The 26,346-nt window shown below is 70.9% G+C and carries 18 protein-coding genes and 2 pseudogenes; 6 read left to right on the top strand and 14 right to left on the bottom strand.

Annotated elements, in window-relative coordinates; translation table 11 throughout:
• Positions 1–6 precede the first annotated feature (6 nt).
• The 8 genes from FGD71_RS00650 to FGD71_RS00615 all read right to left on the bottom strand — a co-directional run bounded on the left by FGD71_RS00650 (position 7) and on the right by FGD71_RS00615 (position 13,149).
• Positions 7–1,962: a heparinase II/III family protein gene (locus FGD71_RS00650; RefSeq protein ID WP_119098374.1), complete on the bottom strand. Its 1,956-nt coding sequence runs from the start codon at positions 1,960–1,962 to the stop codon at positions 7–9.
• The gene (locus FGD71_RS00645) at positions 1,959–4,151 is read right to left on the bottom strand and encodes a bi-domain-containing oxidoreductase (RefSeq protein ID WP_119098373.1); all 2,193 of its coding nucleotides are present in this window, start codon (positions 4,149–4,151) and stop codon (positions 1,959–1,961) included. Before FGD71_RS00645 ends, FGD71_RS00650 begins: the two co-directional genes overlap by 4 nt.
• Positions 4,152–4,168: 17 nt before the next feature.
• Positions 4,169–6,103, bottom strand: a complete 1,935-nt coding sequence (gene asnB, locus FGD71_RS00640) for an asparagine synthase (glutamine-hydrolyzing) (protein WP_119098372.1) — start codon at positions 6,101–6,103, stop codon at positions 4,169–4,171.
• 3 nt (positions 6,104–6,106) lie between these two features.
• Entirely contained in the window at positions 6,107–7,636 is a 1,530-nt protein-coding gene (locus FGD71_RS00635; RefSeq protein ID WP_119098371.1) for a Wzz/FepE/Etk N-terminal domain-containing protein, read from the bottom strand.
• On the bottom strand, positions 7,633–8,997 hold the full coding sequence (locus tag FGD71_RS00630; RefSeq protein WP_119098370.1) for a Wzz/FepE/Etk N-terminal domain-containing protein: 1,365 nt from the start codon (positions 8,995–8,997) through the stop codon (positions 7,633–7,635). Before FGD71_RS00630 ends, FGD71_RS00635 begins: the two co-directional genes overlap by 4 nt.
• Positions 8,994–10,259 (bottom strand): glycosyltransferase family 4 protein, encoded by a 1,266-nt coding sequence (locus tag FGD71_RS00625; RefSeq protein WP_119098369.1) that lies wholly within the window; start codon positions 10,257–10,259, stop codon positions 8,994–8,996. The genes FGD71_RS00630 and FGD71_RS00625 overlap by 4 nt, the downstream gene beginning before the upstream one ends.
• Positions 10,249–11,565 (bottom strand): nucleotide sugar dehydrogenase, encoded by a 1,317-nt coding sequence (locus FGD71_RS00620; RefSeq protein ID WP_119098368.1) that lies wholly within the window; start codon positions 11,563–11,565, stop codon positions 10,249–10,251. The genes FGD71_RS00625 and FGD71_RS00620 overlap by 11 nt, the downstream gene beginning before the upstream one ends.
• A 102-nt stretch (positions 11,566–11,667) precedes the next feature.
• The gene (locus tag FGD71_RS00615) at positions 11,668–13,149 is read right to left on the bottom strand and encodes a sugar transferase (protein ID WP_119098367.1); all 1,482 of its coding nucleotides are present in this window, start codon (positions 13,147–13,149) and stop codon (positions 11,668–11,670) included.
• A gap of 684 nt (positions 13,150–13,833) precedes the next feature.
• Between FGD71_RS00615 and FGD71_RS50020 the strand changes: the two are divergent.
• Positions 13,834–14,015, top strand: a pseudogene (locus tag FGD71_RS50020) (IS701 family transposase); the annotation flags it as partial.
• On the opposite strand, the gene FGD71_RS00605 reads toward FGD71_RS50020, so the two are convergent.
• From FGD71_RS00605 to FGD71_RS00580, 6 genes are all read right to left on the bottom strand, one after another.
• A complete protein-coding gene (locus FGD71_RS00605) occupies positions 13,956–15,509 on the bottom strand; it encodes an MFS transporter (RefSeq protein WP_119098366.1) in 1,554 nt (517 codons plus the stop codon). The pseudogene FGD71_RS50020 and the gene FGD71_RS00605 overlap by 60 nt on opposite strands.
• A complete protein-coding gene (locus FGD71_RS00600; RefSeq protein WP_119098365.1) occupies positions 15,506–16,126 on the bottom strand; it encodes a multicopper oxidase domain-containing protein in 621 nt (206 codons plus the stop codon). Before FGD71_RS00600 ends, FGD71_RS00605 begins: the two co-directional genes overlap by 4 nt.
• A 663-nt stretch (positions 16,127–16,789) precedes the next feature.
• A complete protein-coding gene (gene gnd, locus FGD71_RS00595) occupies positions 16,790–17,686 on the bottom strand; it encodes a phosphogluconate dehydrogenase (NAD(+)-dependent, decarboxylating) (protein WP_119098364.1) in 897 nt (298 codons plus the stop codon).
• A gap of 5 nt (positions 17,687–17,691) precedes the next feature.
• Positions 17,692–18,591, bottom strand: coding sequence for an NAD(P)-dependent oxidoreductase (locus tag FGD71_RS00590; protein WP_119098363.1), 900 nt, complete (start codon positions 18,589–18,591; stop codon positions 17,692–17,694).
• Between the two features lie 133 nt (positions 18,592–18,724).
• Positions 18,725–19,780 carry an NAD(P)-dependent oxidoreductase gene (locus FGD71_RS00585; RefSeq protein WP_119098362.1) on the bottom strand — a complete coding sequence of 352 codons (1,056 nt, stop codon included), beginning with the start codon at positions 19,778–19,780 and terminating at the stop codon, positions 18,725–18,727.
• Positions 19,780–20,745, bottom strand: a complete 966-nt coding sequence (locus tag FGD71_RS00580; protein WP_119098361.1) for a cyclase family protein — start codon at positions 20,743–20,745, stop codon at positions 19,780–19,782. The genes FGD71_RS00585 and FGD71_RS00580 overlap by 1 nt, the downstream gene beginning before the upstream one ends.
• A gap of 192 nt (positions 20,746–20,937) precedes the next feature.
• On the opposite strand from FGD71_RS00580, the gene FGD71_RS00575 reads away from it, so the two are divergent.
• The 5 genes and pseudogenes from FGD71_RS00575 to FGD71_RS00555 all read left to right on the top strand — a co-directional run.
• Positions 20,938–21,732 (top strand): IclR family transcriptional regulator, encoded by a 795-nt coding sequence (locus FGD71_RS00575; RefSeq protein ID WP_240436319.1) that lies wholly within the window; start codon positions 20,938–20,940, stop codon positions 21,730–21,732.
• 187 nt (positions 21,733–21,919) lie between these two features.
• Complete coding sequence (locus FGD71_RS00570; protein ID WP_240436318.1) at positions 21,920–23,446, top strand: sugar ABC transporter ATP-binding protein; 1,527 nt, start codon at positions 21,920–21,922, stop codon at positions 23,444–23,446.
• Complete coding sequence (locus FGD71_RS00565) at positions 23,446–24,639, top strand: ABC transporter permease (protein WP_119098359.1); 1,194 nt, start codon at positions 23,446–23,448, stop codon at positions 24,637–24,639. Before FGD71_RS00570 ends, FGD71_RS00565 begins: the two co-directional genes overlap by 1 nt.
• Positions 24,640–24,716: 77 nt before the next feature.
• The gene (locus FGD71_RS00560) at positions 24,717–25,874 is read left to right on the top strand and encodes a substrate-binding domain-containing protein (RefSeq protein ID WP_181359092.1); all 1,158 of its coding nucleotides are present in this window, start codon (positions 24,717–24,719) and stop codon (positions 25,872–25,874) included.
• A gap of 86 nt (positions 25,875–25,960) precedes the next feature.
• A pseudogene (locus tag FGD71_RS00555) lies at positions 25,961–26,346 on the top strand (transketolase); the annotation flags it as partial.

The following is a 26,346-nucleotide window of genomic DNA, read 5'->3' as shown; positions in this document are numbered from 1 at the left end:
GCCCCCCTAGCCGCGGAACCTGAGCACGGTGGTGAAGCCCTCCGCGCCGTCGGTGAAACCGGTGCCGACCAGCGTTGTGGTGGGTTCCTTGCGCCCGAATCCGGCGGAGTACCAGCCCAGTGGCGGGTCGGTCTCGCCGCGATGCGCCCGCCAGGACAGCTGCCCGGGCAGGTCGAGCACCGCGGAGCGCCCCTCGCCGTCCCGGATCCAGGTGAGCACGGCCCGGTTCCCCACCAGGTCCGCGGCGATCGCCGGGCCGAGGTGGAACGCCAGGCGTACGTCCCGGCTCGGGCCGCGCACCTCGTCGACCACCCGCAGCTCCTGGCTCGCGGCGGTCAGCTCCACCCGGCGGCGGTGGACAGAGGGCTGGTAACCGTCGTGCTCGGCACACCAGCGGGCCACACCCTCGTCGGATGTGTCCACGGCCAGGACACGGCTGCGGGCATGCCGGGTCCACAGGAACGGGCCGCCGGAGACGGACTGGTCACCGTCCAGCTGCAGGGTGTTGTGGCCGAAGGTCGAGCGGAAGTACTGCCGCCACTCGGGCTGCCCGTGGTAGCAGAACGTCCCCGGGTCGGCGAGCACGTCGACTCCGTCGTGCCGGACCTCCACGGACAGCGCGTCCGCGTGGGCATGCGCGGCGATGGACAGGAAGCCGTGCGGACCACCGTCGCAACGGCACCAGATCTCTCCCGGGCCGCGCAGGATGGTGAGCCCCGCGTCGGCGAAGTGGGCCGGTCGGCTTGCCGGGCGGCGCACGGACGGTGCCGTTCCACTTTTCGCGTACGGCCGGATGAGCGCGGCCAGCAGCGGGGTGCGCACATCGGTGCCGGTCACCGCCGGCCACCAGGCGAGCCGCCCGAACACGGCGTCCCCGGTCGCCAGCAGCGAACCCCAGCGGTCGGTGCCCGCGCCGTCCACGATCAGACCATGCCCGTCGTCCGCGTCTCCCTGGCGCGGCGGCCGCAACCGGCTGTCCACGATGGCCGCGAGCGCGTCGGTCATGCGCAGCAGCACCAGCCGGATCGACGCGGGGACCGGCACGTCGGCGGCATCCGCCTCGGCCACCGCGGCCAGGCCGAGCTCCAGCACGAGTCCGTGATACTCGGTGGCCAGCTCGCGGTTGAGGCCGGAGCCGAAGGTGTTGCTGCGCAGGTGCAGCTCCAGCGACCGCAGCGCGCCGGCCCGCCAACGCGGCGAGGAGGGGAACCAGCCGAACGCGCAGGACGCCGCGAACTGCCCGGCGGCCTCGGCGATGACGTGGTTGTTGGCCGAGGACCCCCGGCTGGGGAAGGCGGCCAGCCAGCGCTGGTGGTGCCAGATCTGGTTCAGTGCCACCGGGTTGTCCTCGAACAGCCCGGTCGCGCCCTGCCAGCCGTCGAGCAGCCGGCGGATCCACACCCAGGACAGCAGCCGGATACCCAGCTCGATGCCGCTGATCCAGTGCACGCCGCGCAGCGGTGGGTTGGCCGCCCACCACGACCGCAGGTGCTCGGCCACGCGCTCGGCGTACCGCTCGTTCCCGGTGATCGCGTAGGCGGCGGCGAGCACGGTCAGGTACTGGTGCCGGGACAGCTCCCAGATCTGCTTGATGTCCCCGACCGCGTCCTCGTTCCGGTACGGCACGTCGAAGGCGTAGCCCCACGGAGCCCGACGCCCTGTCTTCGGGTCGCACCACCAGTCCGGGTCGGCCAGGTCGTCACGGACCACCCCGAAGTACTCGGCGTGCCCGTACATCAGCCGGTCCGCCTCGGCGATGAGACGTTTCGCCGCGTCCGGAGGTATTGCGGCGATCGTCCCGGCGGGCAGGACCGCGGTGAACCGGGCGCCGGTCACGCTCGGGCAGTTGGGCCGCGCCGACCGCCACCGGCGCCTGCGCACCGCGTCGCCCACCCGGCCCGCGACCTCCTGCGGTCCCATCCGGGACAGCCGCCGCAGGTACCAGCCCGCGCTCATCGTCATCGCGTCCTCGCCAACGTCACCGGCGCACCTCCGGCCAGGCCGGTCTGCACGGCGAGGGTGGCCGCCGTGGTGGCGACCAGCGACTGAAGCGGCACCGGCATCGGCCCGCAGGTCCGCACGGCCTTGATGAACGCGGCCAGTTCGGCGGACTGGCCCTTGTCCCGGGCCTTGGGCAGCCGCGAACTGACCCACCGCTTGCGGCCGTACACCGAGGCACGGACGAAGTCGTCGAGCCGCAGCGCACGGCCGTCCGCGACCAGGTCCAGCGTCTCCTTGGGGAAGCCGGCCGGGCCGCTGGTGACGTAGCTGATGGTGGCGGTGGACCCGTCCGGGTAGCGCAGCACGACCTGCAGGTCCTCGTTGCCGGACGCGGCGACCGCGTACACCGATACTGGGTCGGCATCGAGCAGCCAGCTCGCCGTGTCGATGAAGTGTCCGCCCTCGCCGGCGAACCGCGAGCCCTCGGTGCCCTGTTGGAGGTACCAGCTGCCGTGGTCAAGGCGGCCCGCGTTGACCAGGTAGCGGAGGCTCGCCGGACCGGTCCGGGCGCCGAACCGCTTCCTGGCCTCCTGCATCAGCGGCGCGAACCGGCGGTTGAAGCCCACCTGCAGCCGGTCGTTGCCGGACTCCTCCACCGCCGCGAGGACGCCGGCCAGCTCGTCCTCGGTGAGGGCCAGGGGCTTCTCCACGAACACCGTCTTGCCGGCCAGCAGTGCCCTGCGGGTCAGTTCGGCGTGCGAGCTGTGCCGGGTGACGACGAACACCGCGTCGATGGCCGGGTCGCCGAGTACGGCGTCGAGGTCGGTGGTCGCCTCGTCGAAGCCGAACTTCCGCTGCGCGTTGGCCGCCGACAGCGCCGTCGTGGTGACGACGGTCGACAACTTCACGCCGTCGCGCTGTGCCAGGTGCGGCAGCAGCATCGACGTCGCGTAGTTTCCCGCGCCGACGAAGGCAAGGCGCACCGGCGCCTTGGCGGCCACGGCCGGGGTGGACACTGCGCCGCTGCGTAGCTTCACCGCGGGCACGGCCACCGCCGGAGCCCCCGACTCCTCCGCTTCCCCCGCCTGTTGGGGGTACCGGAACAGCACAGCCACGGCCTTCAGATCACCGTCCTTCAGACTCTGGTACGTCTCGACGGCGTCATCGAAGTCGGCTGTGTGGGAGACCAGGGGCTCCACGTCGACGCTGCCGCGGGCGAGGAGATCGAGGAAACACGCCAGGTTGCGGCGCTCGGTCCAGCGCACGTAGCCGATCGGGTAATCGCGTCCCTCCAGCTCGTACTCCGGGTCGTAGCGACCGGGGCCGTAACTGCGGGAGAACCGGACGTCGAGCTCCTTCTCGTAGTACGCGTTCCACGGCAGGTCCAGGCGGCACTTGCCGATGTCGACGACCCGGCCGCGGTCCCGGCTCAGCCTGGCGGCCAGCTCGACGGGCTGGTTGCTGCCGCCGCCGGCGGCCAGGTACACCTGGTCCACGCCGTGACCGCCGGTGAGTTCGGCGACGGAAGCCTCCACGGCCGCGGACGCGGGATCGCCGCAGGCCGCAGCGCCCAGGCGCTCCGCCAGCTCGCAGCGCACCGGGTCGGGGTCGACCCCGACGACGCGCACTCCCGAGGCGGCAAGGAGCTGCACCACCAGCTGCCCGATCAGCCCGAGGCCGATGACAAGGGCCACCTCGCCGAGCTGCGGCTCGCCTTGGCGGACGCCCTGCAGCGCGATCGACCCGACGGTGCCGAAGGCCGCGTGCCGCGGCGCGAGGCCGTCCGGCACCGGGGCGTAGAGGTTCTTCGGCACCCAGTTCAGCTCGGCGTGCAACGCGTGCTCATTGCCGGCGCAGGCCACGAGGTCGCCGACCTTCACCTCGTCGATCCCGGCGCCGACCTGCTCGACCACCCCGCACAGCGAGTAGCCCAGCGGCGTGTAGGAGTCCAGCTTGCCCATCACCTTGCGGTAGGTGGCGGGCACCCCGTTGGTGGCCACGCTCTGCACGACCTTGGCCACCTGGTCCGGCCGGGAGCGGGCCTTGCCCAGCATCGACATGCCGGCTTCGGACACCTTCATGAGCTCGGTCCCGGTGGATATCAGCGAGTAGGCGGTGCGGACCAGCACACCGCCCGGCTTGCACCCCGGCACCGGCACGTCGAGCACCGCCAACTCGCCGCTCTTGTAGTTCTGTACAACCTGCTTCACCCGAACTCCTCTGATTCCTAAGCCGTTAACCGAGTGCTCTGGCCGGACCCAGAGGTCGCGTCGCGATACCAGTACTCGAGGGTCAGCACATGCCACAGATGCTTGGAGAAGTCCCGCTGCCCGGCGGCGTCCTCGGCGACCATGCGAGCCAGCGCGTCGCGGCGCAGGAACCCGGAACGGACGAGCTCGCCGTCGTTGACCACCTCGCGCACCAGCGGTGCCAGATCCCGGCTCATCCAGGCCCGCAGCGGGGCGCTGAACAGGCCCTTGGGCCGGTAGACGATCTCCCGGGGCAGGATCGAGCCGGCCGCCTCCTTGAGGACGGCCTTGCCCTGCCGTCCGACGATCTTGCGATCGCCGGGCACGGCGAACGCCGCCTTGACCACCTCGACGTCCACGTACGGCACCCGCACCTCGGTCGACGCGGCCATGCTCGACCGGTCCGTGTACGCGAGGTTCAGGCCCGGCAGGAACATCCGAGAATCGCCCAGGCACATGCGGTTGACGAAGTCGTCGAGGTCGTTGTCCTGGTAGATGTCCGCGTGCTCGGTCAGCACGTCCTCGACCGTCCCGGCCAAGTCCGGATCGACCAGGGCGAGCAGCTCGTCCTGGTCGTACATGGTGTAGCTGCGCCGGAACGCGGTCTCCTCCGGCAGATCGGCGAAGGAGAGGAACCGCTTCGCGAAGCGCACCGACCGGTACCCCCGGCGGGCCGTGGCGACCGGCAGCCGGTCCACGGCCCTGGACACCCCGCGCCGCAGGGGCCGCGGGACGCGCTGGTAGCGCAGCGCGAGCAGGTTGGCCAGGTGCTTGCGGTACCCGGCGAACAGCTCGTCGGCCCCCATCCCCGAGAGCATCACCTTGACCCCGGCCTCTCGGGCGGCCGAGCAGATCAGGAACGTGTTGATCGCGGCGGGGTCGCCGATCGGCTCGTCCAGGTGGTACGTCATCTGCGGCAGCAGGTCGAGCACGTTCGGAGCGATCTCGATCTCGTGCAGGTCGACGCCGAATCGCTCGGCCACCTGCCGGGCATAGCGCAGGTCGTCCGGCATCGCCTCGAACTTGGCGTCCTCGGCGCGGAACCCGATCGTGTAAGCGGAGATGCCGGGTTGGTGGCGGGCCGCCAGCGCGGTCAGGTAACTGGAGTCGAGCCCGCCGGAGAGGAAGGTCGCCACGGGTACGTCGGAGAGCAGGTGACGCCGAGTCGACTCCTCGACGAGGGCAGCGACATCCGGCTGCTCGCCGGCCCGGGCCCGCTCCCGGCCCTCGGCGGCGACGTCCTTCAGGTTCCAGAACCGGCCGCGCTCCACCCGGCCGTCGGGCCGGCACCTCAGCCAGCTCCCCGGCGGCAGCTTCTCCGCTTCGCGGAACGCGCACCGTGAGTCCGGCACCCAGTAGTACAGCAGCGAGGCCACCAGTGCCGCGTGGTCCACCTCCAGCGACCCGCCGGTCGCGGTGGAGAGCGCCTTGAGCTCGGAGGCGAACACCAGGCCCTCGCCGCGCCGGAGCAGGAACAGCGGCTTGATGCCGAGCTGGTCGCGGACGAGCACCAGGTCACCGGTTCGCTCGTCGAAGATCCCGAACGCGAACATGCCGCGCAGCCGGGGCAGACAGTCCGTGCCCCAGCGCCGCCAGGCCTCAAGCAGCACCTCGGTGTCGGAGGTACCGCGAAAGCGCACCCCGGCGGCTGCCAGCTCGGCACGAAGCTCGGGCGCGTTGTACAGCTCGCCGTTGTACGTCAGGGCGAGGCCGTCCGAGACCATCGGCTGGGCGCCGGTCCCGGACAGGTCGATGATGGCCAGTCGGCGGTGCCCGAGGTGCACTTCGCCGTCACCGACGGGGTGGCTGTACCGGCCCGCCCCGTCCGGACCGCGGTGGGCGAGGGTGTCGGTGAGCCGGTCGGTCACGACCTTCCCGTCCGGCCATCGATACGTGCCTGCGATGCCGCACATGTCCTACCGCTCCTCCTGGTCGCTGTCCGGGACTAGTGCCGCCGACATCGGCAGCCGCTCCGTCCGCCGCCGGCCCGTCCCGTTCTGTCGGTGAGGCCGCTCGCCGCGGCCGCGCAGCGCGGTGCGCGGCCCGTCCCACAGCGTGCCGTCGGTCCGGTCACGCGGATCGGGGTCGATCAGCACCACACCGATCACCGGAATGCGCTGGTCCGCGAGCTGCCGCGCCACGGTGTGCAGCCATGCGGCGCTGCCGTGCCCGGCCCGCACCACGAGCACGGTCTGAGTGCCGAGGTACTGGAGGTCGGTCCACGCCGCGCCGGGCGCCACCGAGCCGACGCCGAGCCGGCGCTCCTGAGGAGACACGGTCGCGGCAGGCTCGCCGCTGACCACGGTCGGGTCTCCCGGCTTCGGGCGGCGGCCTGCGAGCTGCGGGCCGGGCAGCCCGTCGACGATGACCACGGGCCCCTCCGCCGCCAGTGCCCTGGCGAGGTCCAGTGCGATGACGCTCGTGCTGCGCGCACAGCCCAGTTCCAGCAGCGACACCGGTTCCGCGGAGCCTCGCACGGTGCGGGCAAGGGTCGCGGTGAGCCTTGTCCGTGCCGTCCGGGTCCGTCGGCGCTGCCACAGCCTGGTCGACCGGCGGGGCGTGCGGCGCAGCTCCGCGATGACCGAGGCGCCCAGGTTCGCCGCGATGTCCCGGCGCAGCACGGGGCGGTCCGCCACCACCGTGCCGACCGCGGCCAGCGCGAGCCCGAGGACGAGCCCGAGGACGAGCCCGATCGCGGCGTTGGTGACCGTGGCTTTGGGCAGGGAGTGCTGCAGCGCGCGCGGGGCGTCCACGATCTGCGTGCCGGCGATGACCTTGGGGGTGCCGGTGCGCGCCTCCGCGGCGCGCTCGTCGAAATCGGCGATCCGCGAGTTGAGCTCGGCCCGGCGGGCGAAGAGCGACTCGATGCTCGCCGACGCTTTCGGGTCGCTGTCCGGCGATCGGTCTCCGATCGCCTTGTTGACCTGGGCGAGCTCGTCCCGCATGCGGTCACGCTGGTCGAGCAGGGCGTCGGCCTCGGCCTTCGCGGTTTCCCCCATCCGCCTCACATGGTCCGCGACGAACGCGTCGGCCAGTGCCTTGGCCCTGGCCACCGCTTCCTCGTCGCTGTCACCTGTCACAGTGATCTGCAGCAGGTTGTTGGTCAGGCCGGTACCCCGGTAGTCGCGCATGAAGTCCTCAGGGTTTTCCGAGGACTTGAGGGACCGCAGGGCCTTCTCGGCGATCCGCGTGGTTCCCAGCAGCTCGACGTCGGTGCGGATCAGCGTTCCGGTGTCGTTCGGCTGGTCCTCCTTGTGCGCGACCAGCACCTTGGTCACCGCGGTCGGCGGCGGCGGCATCAGGACCGCCACCGCCACGCCGACCAGCAGTCCAAGCAGCGCCAGGGAGCACCAGAGGCGGCGGCGCCTGCGCACCGCCACCACCAGCGCCTGCAGGTCGATGAGCGGAGCGGCCGGCGACGACTCCGAAGTCGTGCTCGTCGTCACACTGAACCTCCCGTCGCGTGGCCGCGAACGGCGAGCGCCGGAGTGGCGTCGTCCGAAGGCTGGCCGGCAGACCGCGCCGGACGGGCCAGGACCGTGCCGGCGACGACGATGCCGACGACCTCATGCCTGCCGTCCGCACACGCCTCGGCGATGCCGGCGAGCTCATCCGCTGTCCAGCTGCCCGCGCTGAGGACGACCAGGGCACCGGACTCGGTCTCGCGGTCCGGCACCACCGGCCGGTCCACCGACACCTCCACCACCCGCAGCAGCGGATCGCTCTCGGCCTCGGCGACGAGCTGACCGGCGGCCCGGCGGGCGATCTCGTCGCCGTCCGGTACGACGACCAGCAGCCGCCGGGGGGCCGGCAGCTGGTTCCGGAGACGAGCGCACACCCGCCGGTAGCGGATCCGCCTGCCGGCCTCGTCGCCGGACCTCCGCGGGGTCGGCATGTCCCACCGGGTGTCGACGCCGAGAAGCCGGCGGATCCGGGCCCGTGGGCCACCGTCTTCCGGCCGGTGCGCGCGCAGTTCATCGGGCACGTCGACGGTGCCGAGGAGCGCCGAGCCCAGCGCCGCGGCGATCTCCGATTCCGTGCGCAGCCGGCGGTTCACCCGTGCGGCGACGAGATGGCCGATGACCGCGAGCAGGAAGAACAGCAGCGCCCCGGCGACGATGAGCTGCATCCTCGTCGGTGGCGCCTCGCCCGTCGGGCGGGGCGCCGGGCCCATGACGACCATGCCGGCCTTGTTGGCCGCCGGGTCGGCCTGGTCCAGCTTCGTCATGGCCTCCTCCAGCGAGGTGCGCAGCTTCTCGAGCGCGGTGCGGGCCTGCACGCTCTCCACGGTCTGCCCCGGGTCTGCCGCATTGGCCAGGTCGGTGATGCGGCGGTTGGTCTCCTCCACCTTCTGCCGCAGTGCCTCGGGCCCCGTGGCCGAGGGGTCCGTGCTGCCGCCGGCGATCCGCGCGGCGAATCTCACGAATTGCTGGGCCACCCGGTCGGAGAGCTGCTGCGCGCGCTCCGGGGTGTCGGCCGTGCCCGAGATCTTGATGATGTTCCCGTCGGCGGCCTTGGCGGTCACTCGATCCCGCAGCTCGGGGCCGCTGACGTCCGTCCAGCCGAGCTTGGCGGCCGCGCGGTCGATCACCGCCGAACTGGTCGCGATGTCCACCTGGGTCAGCAGCTCGCGCTCCTCCCACTGCCCCGGCAGCAGTACCGATGCCGACGCCGTGTACCGCGGCGGAAACAGCACAGAGGTGCCGTAGCCGACGAGCGCGCCCACCACGGCGACGATGGCGAGAAGCCGCCACCGCCGACGGAGAATCCGCCCGATCGTTACCAGACGGATCGTGTCATCGCTCAACGCCGCGGCCTCTTCCCTGTACGGACCGGGCCACCCGCCGACACCGGAGCGTGGTCACGGCAGGCAGCGGCGTAGGCGGCGAGCAGCGACGCCTGCGAGTTCCGCCACGAAAGCTGCCCGCCGATCCGCTCCTGGCCGATCTTGCCCATCCGGGCCCGCTTCTCCGGATCGTCCAGCAACAACGCGATGAGCTTGGCGAATTCGGCCTCGTCGTTGGCGGGTGCGTAGACGGCGGCGTCACCGGCGGAGACGCGCGCCTCCCGGAGGTCGAACGAGACGATCGGCCGGCCCATCGCCATGTACTCCAGGACCTTGTTCATGGTCGACACGTCGTTGAGCGGGTTGCGCGGGTCGGGGGACAGGCACACGTCCGCAGTGGACAGGTAGCGCACCAGGTCGGCGTCCGGGATGCGCCCGGTGAACTGCACCTGCTCGGACAGCCCGAGCCGCCGGGACAGCTCCACCATCGCGTCGAAGGCGTCGCCGGATCCGACGAACACCGCATGCCAGTCGGTCCGTCCGAACTCGTCGCGCAGCTTCGCGAGGGCACGCAAGGCGTAGTCGACGCCGTCCTGAGGGCCCATGACGCCGAGGTAGCACAGCAGATGAGGCTTGCCGCGCTTCAACTCCGGCTCGGGCGGCACCGGTTGGAACCGGTCGATCTGGGGCGCGCTGCGCACCACGAACACGTCCTCCGGCCGCCGGCCGCCGCGGCGCATCGCGACGTCCCGGTAGCTCTCGTTCGTGGCGAGCACGATGTCCGCGGCCCGGTAGGTCCGCCGTTCCAGCGCGCATACGGCGCGGTAGAGCAGATCCTCGCCGCGGTCGAACCGTGAGAGGTACAGCTCGGGTACCAGGTCGTGCTGGTCGAAGACGAACCGCGCGCCGCGCCGCTTCAGCCACAGTGCCGGCAGGAACAGCAGGTCGGGCGGGTTGCAGGCGTGGACCACGTCGACCGGGCCGACCTTGCGGGCCAGCCGGGCCGTGTGCCACAACGCCGATCCGTACTCCCGCAGGTAGCCGGCCGGTCCTCCGGTGGCCGCGCGCAACGGGTAGCGGTGGATCCGCACCCCGTCGATCACCGCCTCCGGTTCCGTGTCCCGCTTTTCCCCCCGGGGACAGATGACGTGCACCTCCCAGCCCGCGTCGCGCAGCGTCGTGCACTCCTGCCACACCCGCCGGTCGAACGGCACCGACAGGTTCTCCACCAGGATCAGCGCGCGTCGGACCGACCCGTCGCCGCTGGTCGTGTTACCAAGCAAGGCCCATGTATCCCGGTTCGGCCCGGCGCGCCTCGGCGTCGGGAAGGCGGATGAGGTCGACAATCACCGGGCCGTCGCCATGGGGGAGCGCCGACAGCACGGCCGGATCCCTGGTCCCGACCAGGCATACCTCGGCGTGCTCGAGCACCTCGCCGACGGACCCCGCGAGCAGTTGCGCGAGGTGCGGCAGCCGGGTCTCGATGTATTCGCGGTTCGCGCCGATCAGCCGGGAGAGGCTCACGTTGGCGTCGAAGATCCGCAGGTCGTAGCCCTTGCCGAAGAGCCTCTCCGCCAGCTCGACGAGCGGGCTCTCGCGGAGGTCGTCGGTGCCGGGTTTGAAGGACAGCCCGAACAGGCCCACCCGGCGCTTGCCGGTGCGCTCGACCAGCTCCACCGCGCGCTGCAGATGTGCGGAGTTGGAGGACAGCACGTGGGCGAGGATGGGCACCGAGACGTCGGCCCGCTGCGCCGCGTGGACCAGGCTGCGCAGGTCCTTGGGCAGGCAGGAGCCGCCGAAGGCGAAGCCGGGCCGCAGGTAGGCGGGGCTGATGTTCAGCTTGCGGTCGGCCAGGAACACGTCCATCACCTGGTGCGAGTCCACCCCGAGCGCCTGGCACACCGCGCCCAGCTCGTTCGCGAAGCCGATCTTGAGGCCGTGGAACGCGTTGTCCGCGTACTTGATCGCCTCGGCCGTCGGGACCGGCACCCGGAACACCTCGCCGGGCAAGCCGTCGTACAGCGCCATCACCGCATCGCCGCTTGCCGGGTCGAGCTCGCCGATGACGGTCTTGGGCGGGTCGAAGAAGTCCCGCACGCTCGTGCCCTCGCGTAGGAACTCCGGGTTGACCGCGACCCCGATGTCCACCCCGGCCGTGCCGCCGACGTACTTCTCCAGGATCGGTACCAGCAGGTTCAGGCAGGTGCCCGGGAGCATGGTGCTGCGGAACACGACGGTGTGCCGCCCACCCCGCTCGGCCAGCGCGGCGCCGATCTGCTCGGTGACCCGCTCCAAGTACGTGGTGCACAGGCTGCCGTTGGGCTCCGACGGCGTGCCCACGCAGACCAGCGACACCTCGCTGCCCATGATCGCCTCGCGGACGTCGCCGGTGGCGCGCAATGCTCCGGTCCGCACGACCTCGGCGATGAGCTCGCCGATCCGCTCCTCGACCACCGGGGCCTTGCCGTCGTTGACCAGGTCGACCTTCACCTGGTTCACGTCCACCCCGATGACCTCGTGACCCATGCTGGCCAGGCACGCGGCCGACACGCAGCCCACGTAGCCGAGCCCGAAAACGCTGACTCTCATGACCGTCTCTCCCCCCAGGCAGACCCTTGTGGCCTGCGGTCCCTCAAAGCAGGCCCTTGTGGCCCACGGTCCGCGCACCGGCCGGACGACGACCCCCGCGCATCAGTAGGCACCCTGGCCGTAGAACACCGCACGCAGCGTCTTCCACAAGATCACTGCGTCCAGGGCGAGCGACCAGTCCTCCACGTACCGCAGGTCGAGGCGGACCGCCTCCTCCCACGGCAGGTCGCTGCGTCCGCTGATCTGCCACAGGCCGGTGAGCCCGGGTTTGACCAGCAGCCGCCGCCGGATGTCCGGGCCGTACGCGGCGGACTCCTCCGGTAACGGAGGCCGCGGACCGACGAGCGACATCGAGCCGGTGAGCACGTTGAAGAGCTGCGGGAGCTCGTCGATCGAGTACCGGCGCAGTATGGCTCCCACCCGGGTCACCCGCGGATCCCGGCGGAGCTTGAACAGCAGGCCGGCGCCCTCGTTGCGGTCGGCCAGCTCGGCACGTGCCGTGTGGGCCCCGACGACCATGGTGCGGAATTTGAGAATGGTGAACTCGCGGCCGTCCTTGCCGACCCTGCGCTGTCGGTAGAACGCCCCGCCCCGGCTGTCCACCAGCACGAGCAGCCCGACGAGCACCATCAGCGGCGCGAACAGCACCAGCAGGAGCGCCGCGCCCACGCGATCGACGACCCCTTTGATCGCCCGGCGGCCCCCGGTGAATGTCGGCATGCTGACCCGCAGCAGCGGGATACCGAGCACCGCGTCGACGTGCAGCCGCGGGCCGGCCACCTCCATCAGCACGGGTGCCACGACCATCTCGGCATCGCTGCCTTCGAGGTTCCAGGCCAGCCGCTGCAGCCGGTTCGGTGACCAGTGCGGGTCCGGTGTGACCGCGACGACACGGTAGCCGTCGTGGCGGACGTGCTTGGCGACGTCCGCCAGCTGACCGACGACCGGAACTCCGTCCAGTTGTTGGTCACCGTCGAGCCCGAGACCGTCCGTCGTGCACACCCCGTCCACCCGCCAGCCGAGGTGCGGGAACTTGCGGGTGCGGGTGATCAGGTCGTGCACGGTGGCCACGCTCCCGGCAGCGAGCACCGGTCTCAGGCACCGTCCTTCCTTCCGCTGTTTGTGCAGCCAGAGGCGCAGCAGATACCGCGCGGGCATGGTGATGAGTGCGATCGCGGGGATCGCGACGAAGATCCAGAGCTTGATGTTGCGCGAGGTGAGGGCGATCCCGCCGAGCGCCAGCACGACGGTCGCCATGAACAGTGAACGTCCGAGCCGGCGGAATTCCTCGGCGCCCTGGCCGAGCACGGCCGGAGCCCACGCCCGGCTCATCGCAAGCGCCCCCAGCACCAGCAGCTCGGTGCCGAATGCGAGAATTCCCCACTTCTCGTGCCAGTTGGCCGCGTCCCGGGCGCCGAAGAAGTTGCCGATCGCCGCCACCACGAAGGCGGTGGCCACGGTATCGCTGATGATCACGGTACGGCGGTACCGGTGCTCCCACTCGATCGCGGGCTGACTGATCGCCCCGTTCGCCAGACGCCCGCGCGCCGACGGAAATGGGCTGACTATGCCCCCTTGCCGCACAGAACCCCCCAGGTCCCAGTGGTTCGACGTGTTCGCCTAACACTGTTCCTCCCGCCGGGAGGCCCCCGCCCCCCGCACGTTCCTCCCCTCGGGAGGCCCCCGCCCCCCGCGCCGCGATGTTCCTCCCCTCGGGAGGCCCCCGCCCCCCGCGCCGCGATGTTCCTCCCCACGGGAGGCTCACGCCCTCCCGCGCATGACATCCCGGCTATTTCAGAGCTACTTGAACAACCCGCCCTGGCGGCAGCGAACTCGCATGTCCTGCCGGACTCTCGAGGCGCGCGGGAGCCCGTCGAAACCTCGTGTGCTCCCCGCACCCAAGGCCCCTCTCGGGCTCCAAGAATTGATCACCCCCACGTCTGGCGCCTGGGACGCGACTGCTGGCTCTCCGCAGCGCCGGACCTATAGATCATTATTGGTCGCCTCGTGTTCGAACAGCTGAAGCACGGTCAATCTAGACCATCGGGGCCCGTAATGAGGAGGGGATGTGTGTAATTTGTGTTCAAGCTTTGAGGCTGGATTGACTGATTGGTGACCGCCTATGGGTGTCTTGACGCCACCGCGCGCTCCAGCGGCTGCCCGGCCCCCGGGCGCGGCTTCTACGCGGTAGTGATCGGCGAGCTGCAACGGGCCTTCTTCGGCGCCCAGTTCAGCTACAACTTCGCGCCGGTGCTCGAAGTGCGGGGGCGCTGCCTCGCTGCCGGCCTGCCCGCCGCACGGGTCACCGCGGACGCTGGCACTTCCGCCGCCTGCTCCAACAACTCGACGTCGGCTACGTGTTCGCGGTGCCCAAGTCCCAGCAAATCAAATCACTGGCCGGAATCTGGCGCATCGACCAGCTCTTTCGGGTCGTCGCGGACCGGCCCGAACAGGGCGATGCCGCACCGCTGTTGGGCCTGATGTTCACGGGGACGGCCGCCCGGCCGTCCGGTCGTTCCTCCGGTAGGGCCGGGCGGAGCGCGCCCGGTGACGACCGCTCCCGCGTCGCGTCGCAGACGTGCCGCCTCGACCATGCAGCCGAGTGGAAGCAGCGCGAGAAGCGCGAACGCCACTCGATAGGCCGCCGTCGGGCCCTCCAGGCCGAGGTGAGGGGCGAGGGGTCCGGCCGCCCGCAGGGCCAGGGCGCCGAAGGCGACACCGAGCCCGGCCGCCAGCTGCTGGATGGTGCTGGAGAGGGCGTTGGCGCCGCTGGTCCGGTCGGGCTCGATGTCGGCGAAACCGAGCGAGGCGTACGCGCTGAGAGAAACGGAGCGGCAGACACCGCTCACGAACAGCACGCCCAGCACCACCGCCATCGGGGTGCGAGGCCCGAGTGCCGCGCAGAGCAGGAACGTCACCGCCGTGGCCGCCCCGTTCACCAGGAGCACAGTCCGGAACCCGAAGCGGCGCAGGAGTGGGGTGGTGACGGGCTTGACGGCGACATTGCCCGCGAAGACCGCGATGAGTACGAGCCCGGCGGTGGCCGCGCTCCAGCCGAATGCGCCCTGGAACATCAACGGCAGCAGCAACGGGACGGCGCTGATCGCGGCACGGAACAGTGCCCCGCCGACGTTCGCCACCCGGAACGTGTGCACACGCATGGTGGTCGGATCGAGCAACGGTCGGCGCACACGCAGGAAATGAAAGACCGTCACCGCACACATCAGGAGGCCGCCGGCCAGCCAGGCCGCAGCCGTACCCCAGCTCCTCGGCGGGCCGCCGAAGAGTTCCAGCCCGTACACGGCAGCCGCGAGCCCCGCCCCGCCGAGCAGGAAACCCGTCCGGTCGAGGGCAGGCCGCTCAGGCTCCCGCAGGTCGGGAACCATCCGCAGGGCCAGGAGCAGCGCGACCACGCCGAGCGGCACATTGACCAGGAAGATCCAGCGCCAGGAGGCATACGTGGTGAACAGGCCCCCGAGCGCGGGCGCGGCGACGGGTGCGAGCAACCCGGGCCAGGTCAGGTAGGCGATGGCCCGGAGCAGATCCGTCTTGCGGGTGCCGCGCAGCACCACCAGGCGCCCGACGGGCACCATCATCGCCCCGCCGATGCCCTGCAGTACCCGCATCACCACGAGCTCCGGAAGACCGGTGGCCGCCGCGCACAGCGCCGAGGCCACGGTGAACACCGCGATGGCCCAGGCGAAGACACGTCGGGCACCGTAGCGGTCGGCGGCCCAGCCGCTCACCGGGATGAACACGGCGAGCGCCACGAGATATGCCGTCATGGTGATGCTGATGTCCACCGGCCGCACCCCGAAGGACGCGGCAATGTCGGGGGCGGCCGTGGAGATGATCGTGCCGTCCAGGTTCTCCATGAAGAACGCTCCGGCCACCAGTAGCGTCGGCCCCCGACCGTCGCCCTTCGGGCCGCCCCCGGCGTTCATCCGTGCGTCTCCGTGTCGTGCGCGTCGTGCGTGTCCCGCATATCGCGCATCATGCCCATGTCCTCGTGCTCGAGCATGTGGCAGTGGTAGACGAACCTCCCGGAGGAGTCGCCGAAGTACCCGTCCACCGTGACCAGTTCGCCGGCACCGACCCGGACCGTGTCCTTCCAGCCCCGCTCACCCGGCGGCACCATGTGGGCGCCGGTCCGCCGCATCGGGGTGGCGGTGCCGCAGCCGATGTCACCGCTCGCCGTGGTGAACGACGTGAAACCGCTGACGTCGTACACGTCCCTGCTCACCACCCGGAAGCTGGTCGCGTGAATGTGCATGGGATGGGCCCAGCCGGAGGTGGCGGCATGCAGGAACCGCCATCGCTCCCAGCTCCGGGTACGGACGAAGAAACGCACGGGATCGTAGAAGTCGGCCGCCCGGCGCCGATATGTGGTGAGGCTCCCGTCGGCCTCCTTGATCTGCACGATGCCATCGAGGGGCAGCGCACCGGAGGGTGCGGCGGTCTTCTCCAACTCCCAGCACAGAGCCTGGCCGGGGCCCATGGGTGTCAGCACGATCAGTCTGTCCGCGGCGGCCTCGGTGCCGTTGGCGCTTTCTGTGCTCATGGTGCTCTTGGCGGGCGCGGGAGAGCCGCACCTCGATCGTGGGGCCGGGGAGGTGACCGTCGTAGGTCCACACCGGGGTGGGCGGAAGCTGCGAGTGCAACCGCACCGTCGTCGCACGCATCCGGATGGTGGCGTACGAGACGCCGTCGGCCCGCGTCTTCCTGACCGTCGGAGGTATGCGCAGGGGATCGCGGTAAGGGGTGAGGGCGCTGTACCGGGGGGTCTCGCCGGCCGCTGCGACCGTCAGAGGGCCGTCACCCGGCGGGGCCGGCCAGTCCACCGCCACCGTGTGCCGAGCAGGCACCGCATACTCTGCGGGCTCCGTGGTCACGGAACTTGCCGCACCGGCGGGTCCACCGGCCGACAGCGGCGTGCTCTCGCCGACCGCGGCCAGGGCACCCGTGGCGGCAGCGGACGCAAGGAACAAGCGGCGGGTCAGATCCTCGCTGTGCCGCTCCGACCCGCTTGCTTCGTGTCTCATGTGGTGTGTCGTCCTTCGTTCATCACCCGTGGCGGACCATCGGGACGGTCCACCGCCGGGGCTCGGACGCGTGGGCCGGGGATGTGTCTTCCCCGGCCCACACGGTGATGCGCCGCAGTGCGTCCGGACCGCGGCCATATCGGGGCCCCGGATCACCGGACCCCGGGACCTGCTACGGGACGTCAGCCCTTGCCGTCGGTGGCCGCCGTCGCGGCATGCACCGCGTGGCCGCCGAACTGCTGCCGCATCGCCGCGAGCGCCTTCAGTTGGGCGGCGTCAGGCTTGCGGGAGGCGAAGCGAGCGAAAAGCGCCGCGGTCATGGCAGGGGCGGAGACGGCGAGGCGTACGGCCTCCTCGACCGTCCACCGGCCCTCGCCGGAGTCGTCCACCCGGCCGGACAGCGCGGCCAGTTCGGGGTCCGCCTCCAGAGCGCGCACCTGCAGGTCGAGCAGCCAGGAACGGACCACCGTGCCGTGCCGCCAGGAGGCGAGCACCTTCGGCACGTCGGGCACGTACTCGCTGGCCTCCAGCAGCTCGTAGCCCTCGGCGAGTGACTGCATCATGCCGTACTCGATGCCGTTGTGGACCATCTTGGCGTAGTGACCGGCGCCCACGGGGCCCGCGTGGCAGAGCCCGTCCTCCTCCGGCGCGAGCGACTGGAGCAGCGGCCTCACCTTCCGGACGTGCTCGTCCTCGCCGCCGCACATCACGGCGTAGCCGTTCTCCCGGCCCCAGACACCGCCGCTGACGCCGCAGTCGACGTAGCCGATGCCGTGCTCGGCGAGCATCCGGGCGTGCTCGGTGTCGTCGCTGAACCGGGAGTTGCCGCCCTCGACGATCACGTCGCCGGGGGAGAGGAGTCCGCTCAGCCGCCGCAGGGCCTGGCGGGTCGGGTCACCCGCCGGCAGCATCAGCCACACCACGCGCGGGGAGGCGAGCTTCTCCACCAGTTCCTCGACGGACGTCACGTCACGATCGGGGGAGGTACGGCTGTAGCCGAGGACCTCGTGGCCGGTGTCCCGCAAGCGGGCCGCCATGTTGCCGCCCATGCGTCCGAGGCCGATGATTCCTACCTGCATGCGTCTCAGTCCTTCGAGTGGTGAGGGTGGTTGGCACGACGGCCACGGAGGTGCTGCAGCACGACGCTGTTGTCCAGGTCGCCCTGGCCCTGCGCCTCTACCGCCGCGTACAGCCGGGCCACCGTGGCGGAGAGCGGCAGCAGAACCCGTTCGTCGGCAGCGCTCTCCAGCACGAAGCCGAGGTCCTTGTGGAGGTAGCGGGCGGGACCGGAGGGGGTGAAGTCGCTTTCGGCGAGGTGATGGCGCTTCTGCGCGAGTACCTCGGAGGAGGCGAGTCCGCCCGCCAACACGTCCAGCAGCGCCGCCGGTTCGAGTCCGCCGCGCTCGCCGAGCAGCACGGCCTCGGCGAGGGACACCAAGGTTCCGGCCACGACGAGTTGGTTGCACGCCTTGGCCAGCGATCCAGCGCCGATGTCGCCCATGCGTCGTACGGTCGAGCCCATCGCCGACAGATACGGGCGGATTCGCTCGACGCTGTCCGCGGGCCCGCCCGCCATGATCGACAGGGAGGCGTCGCGGGCGCCGGTCACGCCGCCGCTGACGGGAGCGTCGACGACCGTCACTCCCCGCGGGAGCAGTTCCTCGGCCACCTTCCGCACACCGACCGGGGAGACCGTGCCCATCACGACAAGGGTGTCGATGACCGGGTCCGCGCAGAGCAGCCCGTCCAGTACGGCGACGACCTGTGGCAGGTCGGGCAGCATGGTCAGGACGACCGGTGCGGTGGCGCCCACTTCGGCCGGGCTGCCGGCGGTGCGACAGCCGGCGGTACGCGCCGCGTCCAGCGCCGGCCGGCTGCGGTTCCAGGCCAGGACATCGCAACCGGCCTTGGCGAGGTTGGCCGCCATCGGCAGCCCCATCGCTCCGAGTCCGACGAAGCCCACCGTCCGCGGCAGGGGATTCATGCGCGCACCTCCGTCCATGCCGGCCTGTCCAGGGGCGGCAGGTGCGGGGGCGGCAGGTGCGGGGGCGGCAGGTGCGGGGGCCGCCGGTTCAAGGGCCGTTGGTTCAAGGGCCGTTGGTTCAAGGACGGCCCGTTCATACCCGAGCCTCCGCCCGCGCCGCCAACGCGCCCAGGCGGTCCGCCAGTTGTGGTGTGCCGACCACCGCGCGGTTGACGACGAAACGCGGTACGCGGCCCGCCGCCACGTCCAGGACCGCCCGGACGGCACTGCCCCCGTTTCCGGAGGACATCTCGTCGGTCCAGGCGAGGGCGTGAGGGCTGAGGACGACGTTGTCCATGGCGAGCAGCGGATGGCCGAGGGCGGGTGGCTCGGTCTCGAACACATCAAGGCCTGCCGCCCGGATCCGGCGCACCCGCAGTGCCTCGACGAGTGCGGCCTCGTCGACGATCGGGCCGCGGGCGACATTGAGCAGCACCGCCGTGGGCTTCATCAGCGACAGGCGCCGGGCGTCGACGAGATGGCGGGTCTCTTCCGTGAGCGCGCACATCACGATCACGGCGTCGGCCTCGGCCATCACCGTGTCGGCCTCCGCAAGCCGTACGCCCAGGTCCCGGGCGGTCTCCGCCGGGCAGTACGGGTCGTACGCGACGACGTCGACGCCGAAGGGCCGCAGCAGGTCCACGAGATCACGGGCGGTGTTGCCGAGGCCGAGCAGACCGATGCGGCGGCCGGTGAGCCCCAGCCCCATCCACTGCTCCTTCTCCGCCCAGCGCCCCTCCCTGACCAGCCGGTCCTTGGCGGTGAGGTTGTGCAGGACGGCGAGCAGCAGGGTGAGCGCGGCGGTGGCGACGGGCCGACGGGCGCCGTCCGGGGTGATGGTGACCAGGGCTCCGTGGCGGGTGCAGGCGTCGAGGTCGACGGTGTCGTAGCCCACGCCGAAGCGGGCGAACAGTACCGGCGGCCGGACGGCGCCGGCGAAGGTGTGTTCGGTGACGGAGGGCGCCGCGAACAGCACGGCGTGGAGTCCGTCGACGTCCGCCGCGAGGAGCTCGTCGGTGCGGCGCGGCAGGTAGTGCCAGTCGACACCGGCGGCGTCCAGCTCGCCGAGCCTGATGTCGCCCCATACGTTGCGGCCCTCGGCGTCCAGGAAGTCCCGGCTGACACCGACCGTGAAGCCGTCGCCCGCCATCACAGCACCGCGACCGGGTTGACGGGTGAGCCCGTGCCGCCGGGAATGTTCAGTGGCGCCACGACCATCATGAACGCGTACCGGCCGGCCTGGGCGCAGGCGGCCGAGAGCGCTTCGGGATCCAGGTTGTCCAGCAGCGGCACACCCATGGCGGTGATGGCGAGCGCGTGCACGGGGGAGTGCAGGCCCTCGACCGGCGACGGCCGTACGTCGCTGTCGCCGTCGCCACCGAGCAGGGCGATCCCGCGCTCGGCCAGCAGCGGCATCGCGTCCACATGGAAACCGGCGCTGGCGGCATCCGGGTTCCAGGCGCCGAGTTCGGCGCGGCGGCGGACGTGTCCGGAGCGCAGTAGTACGGCGTCGCCCTCGTCGATGGTCACGCCGAGCGCCTTCTCGGCGGCCAGGACGTCCTCGGCGTGCACGGCCCGGCCCGGCTCCAGCCAGTCGGTGCCGAGAACGGCGGGCAGGTCGAGGAGGACGCCCTTGGTGACGAGGGGGCCGAGGGCGGAGACGGCGCCGAAGTGGGCACCCGCGGCGTCGACGACGTCGCGTGCGGTGCGGCCGTCGAAGAGCTGACCGCGGTAGGCGATGTGGGAGAGCGCGTCGAGGTGGCTGACTCCCTTGCCGTGGTAGTCGACGGCGATGAAGTCCTTGTGGCAGGAGGGCTCGGGGGCTTCGACGTCACCGAGGTCGGACATGTAGTGCAGGGCGGGCTTGCCGTTGTCCGGGCCGGGCACGGTGTTCCAGGGCAGGGCCATGGGGACCGTGGTGCCGGTGCGGACGAGGGCGGCGGCCCGTCGCACGTGGTCGGGCGTGACCCGGTTCCAGGCACCGCGGTCGGCGGGGGTCCAGCGGTTCCAGGCGCGTACCGCCTCGAAGAGGGCGTCGAACTCCTCACGCGACAGAGGAGGTCCGTTGTCGGGGAGAGAAGCCGAGTGCGGGGAAGCTTGCGGGCTGCTGGTCATCTGAGGGTCAGCGCTCCAAGGCTCGGAGTGTGCGACGGTCGGTCCTCGGGGCGCGCTACGGTCAAGAGGTCCCGACTGAATGGGAGAGGTCTCAACGCCAAAGCGTGCGTCGACGGCATTGTCGTCCGGGGCCACACGAGGGACAATAGCCAATATGCTGAACGACGAACAGAATGATGGGTGGAGTTGCTGGTGAGCGCAAGTGACCCGGGGGGTCTTGTTCCTGCGGTGACGCGGGCCGTGGCGATCCTCGACACGCTCGGCGAGGCGGAGGGCCGCCCTCTGTCGGTCAGTGAGATAGCGCGTGCGTTGGGGCTGCCGAAGTCCTCGACGGGAAACCTGTGTGCCTCGCTGGAGGCGGCGGGCATGGTCGCGCGCAGCGGTACGGGCTTCACTCTCGGGCGCAAGCTGGTCGAGCTCGGCGGCCGCTATCTGGCCACGGTGGATCAGCTGCGCGACTTCTATGAGCTGTGCCGCCGCAGCGTGCACATCTCCCGTGAGACCGCCCGCGTCGCCGTACTGGACGGTCTGGACGTGCTCTATCTGGGCCGGTACGACGGCACGCAGCCGCTGCGGCTGACCGCGAACATCGGGGACCGCTTCCCCGCCAACTGCACGGCGACCGGCAAGGCCATCCTGTCGACCCTGGATCCCGCGGTGGCGGAGGACCGGCTGCGCGGCCGCCCGTTGCCCGGGCTGAGCGAGCGGTCGATCACCTCCGTGCCGGCCCTGATGGCGGACCTGGCCGCCACGCGCGAGCGGGGTTACGCCGTCGATGACGAGGAGGCCACGGCCGGCATCGTCTGCCTGGCCGTACCGGTCAAGGGGTTCCGCACCGACTCGGCGCCGTTCGCGATCAGTGTCACTGTGCTCAAGGCGCGGCTCGACGAAGAGTTCCGTGAGGCGTTGCTGAAGGATCTGCGCGCGATCGCGGCGGGGCTGGAGAACCCGATGCTGCCGCAGGGGGCGCCCGTCGGCGGGGGGTGACGGGTCGGGCCCCAGGTGGGCCGGCATCGAGGGTCGCGGCGGCCGTACGGAGAACCTTTCCGTGCGGCCGCCGTAACTTTGGGGAAATCAATATAGTCCGACCTATTGACCAACATGCTGTGTGCTATACAGGATTCTGGTCGAGCCGACGGAGTGACCTCGGCTGGCAGATCCCTCGGAGAAGTCCGTGCATGACGCTTCCGACGACGACACAGCACCTCTCGTGAACATCCGCGGACTGCGCAAGCGGTTCGGCGGCACCCTCGCTCTCGCCGATGTCGACCTCGACCTCCACGGGGGCAGCGTCCTGGCCCTGCTGGGCCACAACGGCGCAGGCAAATCCACTCTCATCAAAATCCTCGCCGGCGTTCACCGCGCGGACCGGGGCCGGGTCAGTGTGGCCGGCCATCCGCTCGGCACCGACGCGGCCACCGCCGAGATGTCCTTCATCCACCAGGACCTCGGCCTGGTCGAATGGATGACGGTCGCCGAGAACATCGCCCTCGGCACGGGCTACCCCCGCAGCGGCGGCCTCGTCTCCTGGCGCCAGGTCCACGCGCGGGCCATCGAGGCCCTGGGCATCGTCGCCGGTCACCTCGACCCGGACGCGGCGGTGGCCGATCTGACCCGGGCCGAACGCTCGCTCGTGGCCATCGCCCGCGCCCTGTCCACCCGGGCCCGGCTCATCGTGCTCGACGAACCCACGGCCAGCCTGCCCGCGGCGGACTGCGCCCGGCTCTTCGACGTCCTGCACACCCTGCGCGACCGTGGCCACGGCATCGTCTACGTCAGCCATCGCCTCGACGAGGTCTTCCAGGTCGCCGACCGCTTCGCAGTACTGCGAGACGGACACCTCATCAGCCAGGGGCGTCTCGCCGACCACGGTCCTGACCGGATCGTGCACGACATCGTGGGCCGTGGGCCGGAGAGCCACCGTCCGCAGCAAGGCCCCGGAAGCCTCGGATCCACTGTGCTGCGCCTCAGCGGCGCCATGACGGACGGGGCGGGGCCGGTCGACCTGGACCTGCGCGCCGGCGAGGTCCTCGGCATGGTCGGTCTCACCGGCGCCGGCCACATGAACCTCGGCCGCGCCCTGGCCGGAGCACGGCCCCTGACGGGCGGTGAGGCGCTGCTCGACGGCGAGCCGTACCGTCCCGGCTCAGTCGCCGCGGCAGTCGACGCGGGTATCGGCTTCGTCACCAGCAACCGCCAGGAGGAGGGCTGCGCCCTCGAACTCACCGTCCGGGAGAACTTCCTGGCCAATCCGCGTGCGGACCGCCGCTCCCCGTGGCGCTGGCTCGGTCCCCGACGCGAGCGGGCCGAAGCGGCCTCGCTGGTCGAGCGGTTCGGGGTCCGCCCCACGGACCCCGAGGCGCCGATCGCCACCCTCTCCGGCGGCAACCAGCAGAAGGTCATGATCGGCCGCTGGCTGCGCATCACCCGCCGCGTGGTGATCCTCGAAGAGCCCACCGCGGGTGTGGACGTCGGAGCCAAGGCCGAGATCTACCGACTACTGGACGGAGCCCTCGCCGAAGGGCTCGCGGTCCTGCTCATCTCCACCGACTTCGAAGAGGTCGCCGACGTGTGTCATCGGGCCCTGGTCTTCGCCCGGGGCGCCGTGACCGCCGAACTCTCCGGCGCCTCCCTCAACGTCACCGACCTCACCCACGCCGCGTCGGCGATGCCGGCGCTGACCGGAACGGCGGACAACTGATGGCCACCGAGACCGAACCCTCTCCCGGCAGGACGCGCCCGACTCCCCGCGATGTCGGTCAGCGCGGCGGGGGCCGGCTGCGCGGTCACCTGATCGGCACCTACGGGCTGCTGGCCCTGACCGCCCTGCTGTTCCTGATCTTCGCCGTGACGATGACCGGCTCCTTCGCCACGTCGGACAACCTCACCTCGCTGCTGTCCACCAACGCCATCCCCGCGATGCTCGCGCTCGGCGCGATGATCCCCATCGTCACCGGCAAGTTCGACCTGTCGATCGGTTACGGCATCGGCCTCTGGCACGTCCTGACGATGCAGCTCATCGTGCACAGCGGTTGGCCCTGGCAATTCGCCTGCCTGGTGACGATCGCCGCCGGCACTGCTGTCGGTGTCTTCAACGGGCTGCTCGTCGAACTCGCGAAGATCGACTCGTTCATCGCCACGCTCGGCACAGGCAGCGTGCTGTACGCCCTCACTCTCTGGATCACCGACGGAGCCCGTATCGTTCCCGGGCCCGACGGCCTGCCGGCCTGGTTCACCGACCTCTACACCTCGACGTTCCTGGGGCTTCCGGTGCCGGCCTTCTATGTACTGGTGCTCGCCGTCGTCCTGTGGCTGGTGCTCGAACGGCTTCCGCTGGGGCGCTATTTGTACGTCATCGGCTCCAACACCCGGGCCGCCGACCTCGTCGGCATCCCGACTCGCCGCTACAGCATTTACGCCTTCGCCGGCTCCGGATTCGTCGTGGGCGTGGCCGGTGTGCTGCTCGCCGCCCAGCAGCAGATCGGCAATCCGAGCGGTGGCCAGGACTATCTGCTGCCCGCCTTCGTGGGTGCCTTGCTGGGCTCGACCGCCATCAAGCCCGGGCGACCCAACGCGCTGGGCACCATCGTCGCCGTCACCGTCCTCGCTGTCGGCCTGTCCGGCATCACCCTGGCCGGCGCCGACTTCTGGGTCACTCCCTTGTTCAACGGTGGCACCTTGCTGATCGCCGTCGGCCTCGCGGGCCTGTCGGCACGTCGTCGGCTGCGAGCCGGTGCCGCCGCGACACGGCGATCGCTGTCCGGCGACGCCTCCGGTGGTACGTCCGGAGGCGGGAACTCCTCGAGGGGAACAACTCGCGCGGCGGTCCCGGCGGCGGGCGAGCCGTCGGCCGGCGGATCGACCGAGGGCCCCGAGCACCACCGCATCCCCTGACCCCAGGTGACCCGGGCTTCCTCCCGCCCGCCCTCTGGCTGATGCCGTACATCATCAAGGAGCCGACTGTGCCGACCATGCCGTATCACCCCACCCGCAAGCAGACCGTCAGAGCCGTGGTAGCTCTGGCCGTCCTCACCGCCTCTCTCACCGGCTGCGTACGTGGCTCGCAGATGGGCGTCTCTCACACCGCCGGCTCCTCGAAGGCGGGCTGCCCCTCCGTCCTCGCCCGCGCGAAACAGGCCGTCGCCGATGCCGAAGCCACCGACAACCCCTGGGGTGGGCCGGCCAGTGGTCCCCGAGCGGTCGCCGGCAAGAAGACCATCGTCTATGTGGCCAACACGATGACCAACCCCGGCATCGCCGGCGCCGCCAAGGGGGTGCGGGAAGCCGCGCGGACCATCGGCTGGAAGGTCAGGGTGATCGACGGGCAGGGGTCGCCGGCGGGCGTTCAGAAGGCGTTCAGTCAGGCCATCGCGCTCAACCCCTCGGGAATCGTCATAGGTGGCTTCGACCCGAAGACGACCTCGGAACAGGTACGCCAGGCCAACGCCAGGAACATTCCGCTCATCGGCTGGCACGCGGTCAACAACCCCGGCCCCAGCAAGAGCCCGAAGCTGTTCACCAACGTCACCACGAACGTCACGGACGTCGCGAAGATCAGCGCGGACTGGGTCATCGCCCAGTCGAACGGCACCGCCGGTGTCATCGTCTTCACGGACGCCTCGATCCCCTTCGCCGACATGAAGGCGGAACTGATCAAGAAAGAGCTCGCCACGTGCTCCGACGTGGAGCTCCTGGCGACCGAGAACATTCCGATCCCGGACTCCAGCAGCCGCACTCCGACCGAAGTCACCTCCCTGCTGTCGCGCTACGGCACGAAGTGGACGTACTCCGTCGCCATCAATGACCTCTACTTCGGCGACGCGGCGCCCGCGCTGCGTTCCGGAGGCAAGCAGGGCGGGGGAACACCGTTCAACATCGGCGCGGGTGACGGCGATTCCTCCGCTTTCCAGCGCATCAACAGGGAGCAGTACCAGGCCGCCACCGTGCCCGAGCCGCTCAACGAGCAGGGCTGGCAGATCGTGGACGAGTTCAACCGTGCCTTCTCGGGGCAGTCGGCGAGCGGCTATGTCTCGCCCCCGCACATCGCCACGACCAAGAACAGCGCCGGTGCCTCGACCTGGGACCCCAAGGGCTATCGGGAGGCATACCGGAAGCTCTGGGGGAAGTAGCCGCCCCCATCCCACCCCGCCCACTGCTTCCTCAACTTCCGCACCATATCTGGAGCTTCACCGTGCACCCATCTCCGACCGCAGACATCCTCGTTGCTGCCGGACCTTTCGAGTGGACCGAGTTGGACCAGAGGGCCGTGGACACGGCCCGTGTCCTGGCCGCCGATGCCGTACAGAAGGTCGGCAACGGCCATCCGGGTACGGCGATGAGCCTGGCTCCCGCCGCGTACACCCTCTTCCAGAAGGTGATGCGGCATGACCCGGCGGACGCGGACTGGACGGGCCGTGACCGGTTCGTACTGTCCGCGGGCCATTCGTCCCTGACTCTGTACATCCAGCTGTACCTGGCCGGCTTCGGTCTGGAGCTGGACGATCTGAAGGCCTTCAGGACGTGGGGGTCGAAGACGCCGGGGCATCCCGAGTACGGGCACACGGTGGGTGTGGAGACGACGACCGGCCCGCTGGGTCAGGG

The sequence above is a fragment of the Streptomyces sporangiiformans genome, from assembly GCF_005768555.2.
Classification (GTDB): Bacteria; Actinomycetota; Actinomycetes; order Streptomycetales; family Streptomycetaceae; genus Streptomyces; species Streptomyces sporangiiformans.
The sequence above is the reverse complement of the archived record's forward strand: the minus strand, read 5'-3'. Positions and strand labels throughout refer to the sequence as shown.

Excerpts from the sequence above, each read along its gene's own strand:
- FGD71_RS00585 (WP_119098362.1), bottom strand. The coding sequence starts at position 19,780 with ATGGCGGGCGACGGCTTCACGGTCGGTGTCAGCCGGGACTTCCTGGAC.
- FGD71_RS00560 (WP_181359092.1), top strand. The coding sequence starts at position 24,717 with ATGCCGTATCACCCCACCCGCAAGCAGACCGTCAGAGCCGTGGTAGCT.
- FGD71_RS00590 (WP_119098363.1), bottom strand. The coding sequence starts at position 18,591 with ATGAATCCCCTGCCGCGGACGGTGGGCTTCGTCGGACTCGGAGCGATG.
- gnd (WP_119098364.1), bottom strand. The coding sequence starts at position 17,686 with ATGCAGGTAGGAATCATCGGCCTCGGACGCATGGGCGGCAACATGGCG.
- FGD71_RS00580 (WP_119098361.1), bottom strand. The coding sequence starts at position 20,745 with ATGACCAGCAGCCCGCAAGCTTCCCCGCACTCGGCTTCTCTCCCCGAC.
- FGD71_RS00620 (WP_119098368.1), bottom strand. The coding sequence starts at position 11,565 with ATGAGAGTCAGCGTTTTCGGGCTCGGCTACGTGGGCTGCGTGTCGGCC.
- FGD71_RS00600 (WP_119098365.1), bottom strand. The coding sequence starts at position 16,126 with ATGAGCACAGAAAGCGCCAACGGCACCGAGGCCGCCGCGGACAGACTG.
- FGD71_RS00650 (WP_119098374.1), bottom strand. The coding sequence starts at position 1,962 with ATGACGATGAGCGCGGGCTGGTACCTGCGGCGGCTGTCCCGGATGGGA.
- FGD71_RS00565 (WP_119098359.1), top strand. The coding sequence starts at position 23,446 with ATGGCCACCGAGACCGAACCCTCTCCCGGCAGGACGCGCCCGACTCCC.
- asnB (WP_119098372.1), bottom strand. The coding sequence starts at position 6,103 with ATGTGCGGCATCGCAGGCACGTATCGATGGCCGGACGGGAAGGTCGTG.
- FGD71_RS00605 (WP_119098366.1), bottom strand. The coding sequence starts at position 15,509 with ATGAACGCCGGGGGCGGCCCGAAGGGCGACGGTCGGGGGCCGACGCTA.